This is a genomic window from Psychrobacter halotolerans (genome assembly GCF_039680845.1).
Lineage (GTDB): Bacteria > Pseudomonadota > Gammaproteobacteria > Pseudomonadales > Moraxellaceae > Psychrobacter.
Map to the genome: position 1 here is coordinate 322,687 of NZ_JBDKWD010000001.1, position 12,326 is coordinate 335,012.

Sequence of the window (12,326 nt, forward strand, 5' to 3'; positions counted from 1 at the left end):
GGATATACTATGTCACGTTTTTTTATTAATCGCCCTATTTTTGCATGGGTATTGGCTATTTTGGTCATGCTCATCGGGGTGATATCGGTTATTAACTTACCGATTGAACAGTATCCACGTATCGCGCCACCGACGATTTCAGTCAGTGCAAGCTATCCTGGTGCTAACGCACAAACCGTTGAAAACTCAGTTGTACAGATTATTGAACAACGCATGAAAGGCCTTGATGGCCTCATGTATATGTCGTCATCAAGCTCTTCAAATGGCAGCGCCTCTGTCACTTTGACTTTCGAGAACGGTACAGACTCTGATACCGCGCAGGTACAGGTGCAGAATAAACTGCAAGCGGCGATGAGCTCGCTACCTGAATCTGTTCAGCGTCAAGGCGTCAACGTCAATAAATCCTCTAGCAGCTTTTTGATGGTGCAAGCGTTTGTCTCTGAAGACGGCAGCATGGATCGTAGCGATATTGCCGATTACATTAACTCAAATGTCGTCGATCAAGTCAGTCGTGTTGAAGGGGTGGGCGAAGTTCAAGTGTTTGGCTCTACCTATGCCATGCGCATCTGGTTAGACCCTGCCCGCTTACGTGCCTATAACATGGTGCCATCTGATGTGGTCGAAGCGGTACGTGCGCAAAATGCGCAAGTGTCAGCAGGCCAGCTCGGGCAAGCACCTGCTAATACTGAACAACAAGTTATTAATGCAACGGTCACCGTACAAAGCTATCTACAAACCCCTGAAGAATTCAAAGACATTCTATTAAAAACAGACGTCTCTGGTGCGCAAGTACGCTTGGGTGATGTTGCCGATGTTGAGATTGGTAGTGAAAACTACAGTGTCATCTCTTTATATAATGGTAAAGAAGCCGCTGGTCTTGCTATTTCATTGGCAGGCGGCGCTAATGCGCTTGCCACTCGAGAAGCATTTGGCGCGCGTATGGCAGAGCTGGAAACAAACTTCCCAGCGGGTCTGGTCTCTGTTGTTCCTTATGACACCACGCCATTTGTTCGTTTGTCTATCGAACAGGTTGTACATACCCTTGCCGAAGCGATTGTATTAGTCTTTATCGTCATGTTTATTTTCCTACAAAACTGGCGTGCCACTATTATTCCAACGCTTGCCGTTCCTATCGTTTTGCTAGGTACGTTTGCCGTCCTTTATATCGCTGGTTTTAGTATCAACGTACTGACCATGTTTGCGATGGTACTGTCCATTGGTCTGCTGGTCGATGATGCCATCGTCGTGGTCGAAAACGTCGAGCGTATCTTAGAAGAAGACCCGCACATCTCTGTCAAGGACGCCACGATTCAGTCCATGGGCGAGATCAGTAAGATTGTTATCGGTATTGCCTTGATTCTATCAGCGGTATTTGTACCGATGGCCTTCTTTGGCGGCTCAACAGGTGTGATTTATCGCCAGTTCTCAATCACCCTGATCACCAGTATGGTGCTATCAGCATTGGTTGCTCTTATCTTTACCCCAGCCCTTTGTGTGACTTTGCTCAAACGCGGCAAGAGCCATGAGAAAGGCAATGGCGAGAGACAAAAAGGGTTCTTTGGTTGGTTCAACCGCGGCTTTACTAAACTTAGTCGCTCGTATGAAAACTTCGTTGGCAAAAGTATTCGTTTAAAGTGGCTATACTTGATTGGTTATGCTGCCATCATCGGTATTATGGCCGTGGTATTCTTACGTATTCCAGGCTCGTTTTTACCAGAAGAAGATCAGGGTGTTATGTTTACCTTAGTGCAGCTCCCTGCTGGTTCGACGCTTAATGAAACGCAAGCCGTACTCGATAAAGTCACTGACTATTACGAAACGCAGGAAACCGACAATATCGCTTCTGTCTTTTCCATTGCCGGCTTTAGTTTTTCTGGTCAAGGACAAAACATGGGACTGGCGTTCGTGCGCTTGTCAGACTGGGAGAATCGTTCTGGTGCAGAAAACACCGCGCAGGCGGTTGCTGGTCGCGCCATGGGTTATTTCTTTACCCAGTTAAACGAAGCACAAGTTTATGCCGTTGTACCACCCGCGATTACCGAGCTTGGTAACGCCACTGGTTTTGACTTAATGATTCAGGACACAAGCAACCTTGGACATGAGGGCCTACTTGAAGCACGTAATACGCTACTCGGTATGGCAGCCCAGAACGATCAAGTGGCTGATGTACGTCCAAACGGTTCAGAAGATGCGCCACAGTTAAAAGTTAATATCAATCAAGAGCAAGCGGCCGCTTATGGCTTATCATTAGCGAATATTAATAGCGTTATCTCAACCGCTTGGGGCTCAAGTTATATCAATGACTTTGTCGATCGTGGTCGTATTAAGCGCGTTTATGTTCAAGGCGAACCGGATAGCCGTACCAACCCTGATGATATCGATAAGTGGTATGTACGTAATGACGCAGGCGAGATGATTCCCTTTGACGCCTTCTCTAGCAGTGAGTGGGAATCTGGCTCACCGCGTCTGACTCGTTATAACAGCTTACCGTCAATGAATATTCAAGGTAGCGCAGCGCCTGGTATGAGTACGGGTGAAGCAATGAGCGCCATGGAGGCAATGATTCAGAAATTGCCTGAAGGTATAGGCTATGAATGGACGGGTATGTCACTTGAAGAGCAAAAGTCAGGGGCACAAGCGCCTACGCTTTATGCAATCTCAATCTTGGTCGTCTTCTTATGTCTAGCAGCCTTGTATGAGAGTTGGTCTATTCCTTTCTCAGTCTTATTGGTCATTCCACTTGGGGTATTGGGTGCGGCGATCTTTACGTGGCTACGTGGGTTTAGTAACGATATTTACTTGCAAGTAGGTCTACTCACTGTGGTTGGTCTATCTGCCAAAAACGCCATCTTGATTATTGAGTTTGCAAAAGAACACCAAGAGGAAGGCTATAGCCTCACAGAGGCAGTCATGACGGCGGCACGTCAACGTTTGCGTCCGATTATCATGACCTCACTTGCCTTTGGACTGGGTGTTGTGCCATTATTTATCGCCACCGGTCCTGGCTCAGGTAGTCAAAATGCCATCGGTACCAGCGTACTTGGTGGAGTGGTTACCGCTACCATCTTAGGTATCTTCTTTATTCCTATGTTCTATATTTGGGTACGTAGTTTATTCCCGCACAAATATGAGAACAACAAGCCTAATGATAAAAATGATGGTAACGGTAGTAATGGTACGCCTGATCCACATAACCCAACGCCTTCTGAGAGTTATCAGCCTGCAAGCTTTGGAGACAACACACAATGAGTGCTCAAAAAATAATTAACGTCAATTCAGTAGTGGTGGCAAATGTGGCCACCACTACGCAGCCCGTGCTATTACGCATGCGTAAAAATGGCGGTCGTCTAATCGGATTAACTGCTTTAGCAATGAGCATGGCTGCCTGTAACACCATTCCAAAAGCTGATACGCGTCCTGTCCTTGCTGAACCTAACATTCCCATTAATCAAACCTATGGGGCATTTGATAAAGAGACGGTTAGTACAGCTGAGCAGCCAAGTATTGCTAGTCAACGCTGGCAGAGTTTTTATAGTGACGAGCGTTTAAAAGGTCTGATTGCCTTGGGTCTTGAAAACAATAAAGACTTCGAAAGCGCTCGTTTGGCGATTGAAAGAGCGCGTGCTCAATATCAAATCACCGATATTAATGATTTACCCACCATCGATGGTAGCGCGAGTTACTCGCGCCAACGCCAAAGGAATCTTACCAGCGATGGCTACAGTGTTAATCTTGGTCTGGCAAATTATGAACTCGACTTTTGGGGCAGAATTGCCAGCTTAAAAGATCAGGCGCTGCAAAACTTCTTAGCAACGGCAGCAGCCAAAGACGCAACACAAATTAGTTTGGTTAGTAATATCGCGCAGAGTTATGCCAATTTGAGCTATAGCTTGGCTCAGCTAAAGCTGGCGGAAGCTACCGTTGAAAGCCGTGAGCAGTCATTGTTCATTGCTGGCAAACGGTTTGAAGCAGGTATCGATCCAAGGCTGCCTTCTTTGCAAGCAAGTGCGTCATTAGAGACCGCCAAACTCGCTGTATTACGGGCGCAAAGCAGTATTTTACAATCTCGTAATGCACTACAGTTTCTGGTTGGTGGACCCATTCCAACCAACTTGATTCCAACGCCTGCTGTCAGCAATATCACCAATCAGCAAATCTTTAATGCAGGCTTGCCAAGTGAATTGCTACGCTACCGTCCTGATGTACTGCAAGCGGAGTACAACCTAAAGGCCGCTGGTGCCAATATTGCAGTGGCGCGCGCGTCTTATTTCCCCTCTATCAGCTTAGCAAGTAGTGTGGGCGTTAGTAGTGATAACTTGGACAACTTGTTCAAAAGCGGCTCGTTTGGCTGGTCATTTGGACCAAGCATCAGTGTGCCTATTTTTGATGCAGGTCGCCTAGATGCCAATTATGATGTGGCCAGAATTGAGCGTGAGCAAACCCTTGCAGGTTACGAAAACTCTATCCAAACCGCTTTCCGTGAAGTGTCAGACGTACTGGCAACACGGGCAACGCTTGGCGAGCAGTTAGAGTCACAGTATCGATTGCAGGATAACTTCGAGCAGACGTATCAAATCGCTGATGCGCGCTTTAAAGCGGGTATCGATAACTATTTAGACGTGCTCGATGCACAGCGCTCGTTGTTCTCAACGCAGCAAGGTATTTTAGATTTAGAGCTACAAAAACTTATCAGCCAAATCGAGTTGTATCAAGTATTGGGCGGCGGTGCCGATCTAGATGTACCGACTGCTATTCCTGTACCGCAGTACACCAACTTGGCTCAAGTGTTGACTCTACCGACGAACACCAATAAAGCAAAAGCAGTCGAAGCTATCGATGCTGCTGGTTCAGCGCGTGTCGCATCTCCGCAAGAAGCGGCTGACCTAAAACAAGCCCAAGCGAAGAAAGTCACTACCTTTGAGCCGACTGCGGTTGTTGATGTGAATAACGACGGTCAAAAAGATGCTGCCGTGGGTGTGGTGACCAAAACGACCACATTAAATAAAGGCGTCGTTGAAGAAGGCCGCGTTGAAGAAGTACCAGTCACACAGATTATTGAACCTTAATGTCTGCGCCGCTGAGTGCTTATGAGATTGGTTCGCTATTAGATTGGCGATTGATCGCATATTAATCATTAGTAAATACCATCAGCCCTACCGACTCGGTGGGGTTTTTTGCTTTTGTAGCACGCTATTGGTTATAGTGGCGGTACTGCACACCGCCCTTTTTTAACACGCCCTAATAATCAAATAAGGAAAAATTATGACTTATACTTTTAATCGTCAATTCCCTGAAACCCGTCTACGTCGTCTACGTTATAACGACAATGTCCGAGCGATGATTCGTGAGGTTGAACTGCATCCCAAACACTTTATCGCCCCTGTTTTTGTATTGGAAGGCAACAATCAACGCGAAGCCATTGCTAGTATGCCCGGGGTTGAGCGCTTATCAATCGATTTGCTGATTGATTATGCTAAAGAGCTGTTGGCCGAAGGGGTGACCACAATCGACATTTTCCCTGTCATTGATAACTCACTAAAAACCCCTGATGGCAAAGCCGCCTACGATGAAAACGGCCTTACTGCCCGCGCGGTCAAAGCAGTCAAAGACGCGGTTCCAGAGATGGTAGTAATGACAGATGTGGCACTAGATCCTTATACGTCTCATGGTCAAGACGGCTTACTCGATGAAAATGGTTATGTCGTCAATGATGCAACCGTTGAGGTGCTGGTTGAGCAGGCATTGGTACACGCCCGCGCTGGCGCTGATATCATCTCTCCTAGCGATATGATGGATGGTCGTATCAAAGCCATGCGTGATGCTTTTGAAGCAGAAGGCTTTGCTAATACCGCCATCATGGCTTACTCAGCCAAGTACGCGTCAGCTTACTACGGCCCATTCCGTGATGCGGTAGGTAGTGCTGGCAACTTAAAAGGTGGCCACAAAAAACAGTACCAAATGGACTTTGGTAATCGTGCTGAAGCTCTACATGAGGTGGCGATGGATATCAATGAAGGCGCGGATATGGTCATGATTAAACCTGGCCAGCCATACTTAGATCTGATCCGCGAAGTCAAAAACACCTTTGGCATACCGACATTTGCCTACCAAGTCTCAGGCGAATACGCCATGCACATGGCAGCGATTCAAAATGGCTGGCTGAGCGACGCGGTCATCTTAGAGTCGTTGATTGGGTTCCGCCGTGCTGGTGCTGATGGTATCTTGACGTATTTTGCGCTAGAGGCGGCAAGACAGTTGAATAACGCTTAATTTCTGCATTTTGCTTTGATATTTTTAAACGCATTGCGCCAGCTAACTGATATCAGCTGGCGCATTTTTTATGAATAAAGTATAGGGTATGGTTCATGAAAACTGACTTAATCAGACAATATTCATTGCCCTATTGAGCCAGTTTATTAGACCCAACTGTCTGTCAGTTTAGTGTTGTGAACGCGCACGGTCATGTGGCTTATTAAAATCTAAAACCGGACCCACTGGTATGATACCCGTTGGATTGATATTGGCGTGGCTGGTGTAGTAATGGGTTTTGATGTGCTCCATATTCACAGTCTCTGGCACGCCTGAAACTTGATACAGATCACGCAGATAGCCCCACAGGTTAGGATAATCAACGATACGGCGTATGTTACATTTGAAATGACCCACGTAAACCGCATCAAAGCGAACCAATGTGGTAAATAAGCGCCAATCGGCCTCAGTTATCTGCTCACCCATCAAATAGCGACGGTCTGCTAAGCGTGCCTCTAAGGTATCTAACGCATCAAACAACGTCGTTACAGGCTCTTCATAGGCTTCTTGCGTGGTCGCAAAACCCGCTTTGTAAACACCATTGTTGACTGCAGAGTAAACGAACGCATTGATTTCATCGATCTCTTCTACTAACGCTGATGGTAAGAAGTCACCTTCTGCTGCCCCTACTTCATCAAAAGCTGAATTAAACATACGAATGATTTCAGCAGATTCATTGCTGACGATGGTATTGGTCTGTTTGTCCCACAGCACAGGGACTGTCACACGGCCAGTATAGTCTGGCTTGGCGGCGGTATACACCTCATATAAATAATCTGCATGAACAATCGGATCGCCAGTAACGCAGTCGCCCTCTGCGAACGTCCAGCCATGATCGCCCATAAACGGATGGACCACAGACATCGAGATCATGTCTTCTAACCCTTTTAACTTGCGATATATCGTGGTCCGGTGCGCCCAAGGACACGCCAAAGACACATATAAATGATAGCGACCCGCTTCGGCTTTAAAACCGCCTTTACCTGACGGCCCAGCGCTGCCATCTACCGTTACCCAGTTTCTAAAACCTGCATCTTCACGCTTAAAACTTCCGCCATTGGCGTCGGTGTCATACCATTTATCCTGCCATTGACCATCAACTAATAATCCCATGTTCTTCTCCTCTATATTCTAATTTTATTTGATAACGGCTTCATTCACGATATCTATGGTAACACTTCTGTGCTGTACTGATATTAAAGCTTGTATCAGAAGCTAACGGCAGTGGCTTTTTGGTAAGTATAAACCGCGGTAATGGGAGCACTTTCTTATTATTTTGCGGATAATTGAATATTGGTCTAAAAAAGACTTGCAAAGTCTTCAAAACTTGCTAAAATGCTCAACCTAAATAGGCGTATAGCTCAGTTGGTTAGAGCGCTACCTTGACATGGTAGAGGTCAGCAGTTCGAGTCTGCTTATGCCTACCAAATTTAGAAAGCCCCAGTTTAACGACTGGGGCTTTTTTTTGTTCGTAAAATATGGGCTGTAGGAGAAATTAAGAGTCTGCGTCGATTGAAATTCTCTTTTTCAAGCTCTTAATAAACATCATGGAAAAACTTGTGTGCCCAAATTGTGCCTGAGTGTCACTTCTTAAAGGCTTAGAATAGAAGAATCTTGCAGTGAAGCCAAGCATCATATATAAATATAATAGAACTCTGAAAAAGCATTCCTATTTTGTTTAAAGAAAAGTGAATGACGTTTTGGTAGTAATGATCCAATACGCCAATTACATCGACTAAGACAATGAATCAACCAAAAACCAAACTAGCTTTTTAGAACACTGTCTTGTTTTTTAATAACGATAAACTTCAACTCCTTTGGATGTGATAGAGAAGCTCATTAAGTCTTTTCCCATCACCAACGGTCCACTATAATTTTCTCTCGTTCGTTTGATGAATTCATCATCTGAAATAGGAGTAAGCTTTTTTGAAGAGCCGCCATCAACGATATGACTATATACCGCCATTTTTGGCCTTGTTTGATTGAATATATTACTGGCTTGTCGTGGGTTAGTATGATGCGCATATACTTGTGGTAATGCATTTATATCTTCAAAATCTGCTACCTCATGAATCAATAAATCAACGTCTTTACCGTATTTGATTACATTGGGTGTTGGGGTGGTATCCCCACTTAACAATACGGAATGACCCGCATAGTCGATACGAAAGCCGACAGCTGGCTGTATAGCGCCGTTATGGTCATGTTCAACATCAAAAGAAGTAATTTTTACACCGTTTTTATTAAATACAACGCTATTGGTATCAAACTCATTTGCTCTAATGTCAGTAGTTGACTCGTCTTTGATTTCCTTGTCAGCAACACGTACCCTAATGTCATCTGCATGAGCCATTTTTAAACCTTCAACAAGCGCATTAACGCCTTTAGGTCCATAAACTTCAAGACCTCCCGCTCTACCGCCAAAAGCTGGTATATAACCTGTCATCCATAAGTCACTTAACCCATTTACATGATCAGAATGGTAATGGGTGAGAAATACTCCATCAATCTTACCTAGAGGAACACCCGCTTGCGTTAGGCGAATAACGTTACCACGACCAGCATCAAACACAAAGTTGTAACCGTTAGCTTGAACAAGCGTTGACATACTATAACGGCTGACACTTGGCACAGGGCTACCCGTACCGAGTAATGTGACACGCATCTCATTGGGGGAAGTAGGTAGCCCAGCTGGATGCGTGTCAGGTTTGTATAGATTATCTGAAGTAGTTACTAAATTTGTATTGGTTGCTTTTGGCTCAATAGCACTACAAGCGCTTAATAAAGATGCTACGATTACCGTTGATAAAGTTGTTTTAAAAATTATATGACTCATGATCTATCCTTAGATTTTATAAGTTGACTTATAATATTTATGTCGTTCTCAAACTATAAGTTTGCTTTGCTAGACTACAGATGTGTTTTCATATTTTATTTACGCATAACTAAAATAATCTAAATCAAATGCCATTATAGATTCACTTCCTGCTTGGGCCATCTGTACGTGTGATTGCATACGAGGAAGAATGTGATCAATGAAATAGTCTGCCAATTTTAGTTTATTAATATAAAAATATTCCTCTTTATCATGACTAGTCTCTACTATCATTGCATACATATAAGCAAAGCATAGATAACCCATAGCATGTAAGTAGTTCACTGCACATCCATTAATTTCATCTTTGCGCTCATCAATATTAGCCAGTACCGTCTTGGTCAAACTTTCAATGCTGTCAACTGCATTTAAGGTCGCTTGCTTAATATGATGCTCAGCTTGCATATTGTTAATAAATGCACGAATCTCAGCTAAGAAATCAGACAATATAGCGCCTCCATTTTTGGCAACTTTTCGTCCTAGCAGATCTAATGCCTGAATACCATTTGCGCCTTCATAAATTTGTGCAATTCGAGCATCACGTACAATCTGCTCCATACCCCACTCACGAATGTAGCCGTGCCCACCAAATACCTGCTGACAGTCGACCGTCACCTCAAAACCTTTATCGCTTAAAAATGCTTTGGTAATTGGTGTTAATAGGGCAACACGGTCATTTGCTACCTTAATAAGTTGCTCATCATCGCTATATTTTGCGATATCTAACTGTTTTGCAACATACATGGCAAAACAGCGAGAGGCTTCCGTATGAGATTTTGCATTGAGCAGCATTCGGCGCACATCAGCATGATGAATGATAGCATCTGCTGATTTATCAGGGTTTTTTATGCCAGAGTCGCTACGAGATTGGAGACGGTCATTGGCGTAAGCAACAGCGTTTTGATAAGCCAGCTCCGCCACACTAATGCCTTGTACACCAATGGCCAAACGTTCATAATTCATGATGATGAACATAGAGGCAAGGCCAGTGTTTTCTTCTCCCACCATCCAACCTTTAGCACTGTCAAAATTAAGTACACAAGTTGCTGACGCTTTGACGCCCATTTTGTGCTCGATAGAACCAACAGAAACAGCATTGCGAGCACCTAACTGATCACTTCCTTGACCATCATCTTTGATGAGATATTTTGGCACGATAAACAGAGAAACACCTTTAGAACCAGCAGGCGCATTTGGTGTTTTTGCCAATACGAGATGAATGATATTCTCCGTCAAATCATGGTCACCGCCAGTAATGAAGATTTTACTACCTGTAATATTGTAGCTACCGTCCTCATTAAGTAGTGCTTTGGTTTTGGTTAATCCTACGTCTGTACCGGCATGAGACTCAGTCAAGCACATCGTTCCTGCCCATTCACCAGAGTAAATCTTTTCTAAATAGAGATGCTTTTGCGCATCAGTCGCTGATTTTAATAGACACAATCCAGCGCCTAAAGCAAGATTAGGATAAAGAGCAAATGCTTGATTGGCACTAAACATCATCTCTTCTTGAAACATAGACACCATTTTAGGAAAGCCTTGCCCGCCATATTCTGTCGTTGCGCCCAAACCAATCCAGCCCGCCTCCATATACTGTTGATATGCCTGTTTAAAACCCTTAGGTGTGGTCACCTTGCCATACCCTTGCGCATCAATTGAAAAACTAACGCCCTCTTCATCCCCACTACGATTGAGTGGTAGAAGTACGTTTTTAGTGAACTTATCTAGCTCTTCAAGAACCACACTTACAGTGTCAATATCAATATGACTCAAGCTCTCATTTGCTTCCCAAAATGATGGCGCGTCAAAAACTTCAGTCAGTAAAAAATGCATTTCTTGTAAAGGCGCGTTATAAATACGCATAAAACTTCCTTTTCATAAAAGATAAAATGAACGATAATTTTTGTATGAGTGACTTTTACACTTTACAAGAAGCGCTAACCTCTTGTACTTTTTTGTATATTGCGTCGGCGTCGACACCAGTTTGACTTATAGAATCAAGGTATTTTTGAGTACCTTGCTTTAATGGGCCTGACCAAGCAGGGTTGTTCAATGGATCCGGGATATCGATGATATTACTACCAGTATCTCTAGCCGCTTGCAGTGCTTCTACATCCATTGCGCTGATAACCTCTCCAACCATTTTAGAAAATACCATGCCAGAGTTGTCATCAAGCACTTTTTTCAAATCGTCAGGAAGTGAGTCGTATTTTGCCTTATTCATATTCAGCACAAAACCTGATGAGTAAAAAGGAATGTTGGTATGGTTTTTTACAAGCTCATCCACGCGAAATACTGGAACCGCATCCCATTGCAAACTTAAGCCATCAACGACTCCGCGTTGTAATGAAGTATAAATATCATTAGCAGGTATTCCTACAGGTGCAGCACCCATACTTTCTAGTATATCGCCAGCCACTGCGGATGGACGACGTATACGCAGACCTTTCATATCTTCAGGCTTAGCGATTGGCTTATTACTATGAAGCACACCAGGACCGTTACCATATAATGCCAAGACGTGAGAGTCTTCATACTCACTTGAGATAGTACCGTTATCGTATAAGGTCTGCATGATACAACTCATTTGTGCAGCTGAGTTTGACATACCAGGTAACTCTGCGATTTGAGATAATGGAAAACGACCGCTACTATACCCTTGCAACTGCATACCAATATCAACCTTACCATTCACCGCCGCATCATAAGTCTCATCCGCTTTACTAAGCGTTGATCCTGGAAAATTTACAATCTTTAGACGGCCCTTTGATTCTTCTTCAATTTTCTTGGCCCAAGGCTCCAATGCATCAGTGTTCATTGCTGCTGGTGCAGGCAAAAAATGCGACATGCGTAAGACAATGACTTCATCAGAATTAGCACCTTTTGTTTCTGCACCGCCGCACGCAACTAGACTCACTGATGCTGTAAGCGACAATATAAGTGTAGAAAATAGCTTTGAAAAGCAAAAATCAGGGGCAAAGCTAAAAGATATGTTAGACATAATCAAGTCCTTTTGATTGGTAGATGCAAGATAAAAACCGTACTTTATTGAGCTATTAATTTCTGATTAAAGTAGCTGAACATCTTGGTTAAGAATAGAGTTAAAGAGCGCTATGACTTTAACATTAATACACGTAAATTT

7 protein-coding genes and 1 tRNA gene are annotated in these 12,326 nt (G+C 43.9%); 4 read left to right on the forward strand and 4 right to left on the reverse strand.

Annotation, left to right across the window (positions count from 1 at the left end):
* Window positions 1-9: 9 nt before the first annotated feature.
* From AAJP47_RS01390 to hemB, 3 genes are all read left to right on the forward strand, one after another.
* Window positions 10-3,249: an efflux RND transporter permease subunit gene (locus AAJP47_RS01390; protein ID WP_346716118.1), complete on the forward strand. Its 3,240-nt coding sequence runs from the start codon at window positions 10-12 to the stop codon at window positions 3,247-3,249.
* The gene (locus AAJP47_RS01395) at window positions 3,246-5,066 is read left to right on the forward strand and encodes an efflux transporter outer membrane subunit (RefSeq protein WP_346716119.1); all 1,821 of its coding nucleotides are present in this window, start codon (window positions 3,246-3,248) and stop codon (window positions 5,064-5,066) included. Before AAJP47_RS01390 ends, AAJP47_RS01395 begins: the two co-directional genes overlap by 4 nt.
* 196 nt (window positions 5,067-5,262) lie before the next feature.
* A complete protein-coding gene (gene hemB / locus AAJP47_RS01400) occupies window positions 5,263-6,270 on the forward strand; it encodes a porphobilinogen synthase (RefSeq protein ID WP_346716120.1) in 1,008 nt (335 codons plus the stop codon).
* Between the two features lie 168 nt (window positions 6,271-6,438).
* Here hemB and AAJP47_RS01405 read toward each other — a convergent pair whose 3' ends face one another.
* The gene (locus tag AAJP47_RS01405; protein ID WP_346716121.1) at window positions 6,439-7,422 is read right to left on the reverse strand and encodes a glutathione S-transferase family protein; all 984 of its coding nucleotides are present in this window, start codon (window positions 7,420-7,422) and stop codon (window positions 6,439-6,441) included.
* 237 nt (window positions 7,423-7,659) lie between these two features.
* Here AAJP47_RS01405 and AAJP47_RS01410 point away from each other — a divergent pair.
* Window positions 7,660-7,736, forward strand: a tRNA-Val gene (locus AAJP47_RS01410).
* A gap of 365 nt (window positions 7,737-8,101) precedes the next feature.
* Here the strand turns inward: AAJP47_RS01410 and AAJP47_RS01415 are convergent.
* From AAJP47_RS01415 to AAJP47_RS01425, 3 genes are all read right to left on the reverse strand, one after another.
* A complete protein-coding gene (locus tag AAJP47_RS01415; protein ID WP_346716122.1) occupies window positions 8,102-9,145 on the reverse strand; it encodes an MBL fold metallo-hydrolase in 1,044 nt (347 codons plus the stop codon).
* 99 nt (window positions 9,146-9,244) lie between these two features.
* Entirely contained in the window at window positions 9,245-11,047 is a 1,803-nt protein-coding gene (locus tag AAJP47_RS01420) for an acyl-CoA dehydrogenase C-terminal domain-containing protein (protein ID WP_346716123.1), read from the reverse strand.
* A 55-nt stretch (window positions 11,048-11,102) separates the two neighbouring features.
* On the reverse strand, window positions 11,103-12,185 hold the full coding sequence (locus tag AAJP47_RS01425) for a TRAP transporter substrate-binding protein (RefSeq protein ID WP_346716124.1): 1,083 nt from the start codon (window positions 12,183-12,185) through the stop codon (window positions 11,103-11,105).
* Between the last annotated feature and the right edge of the window lie 141 nt (window positions 12,186-12,326).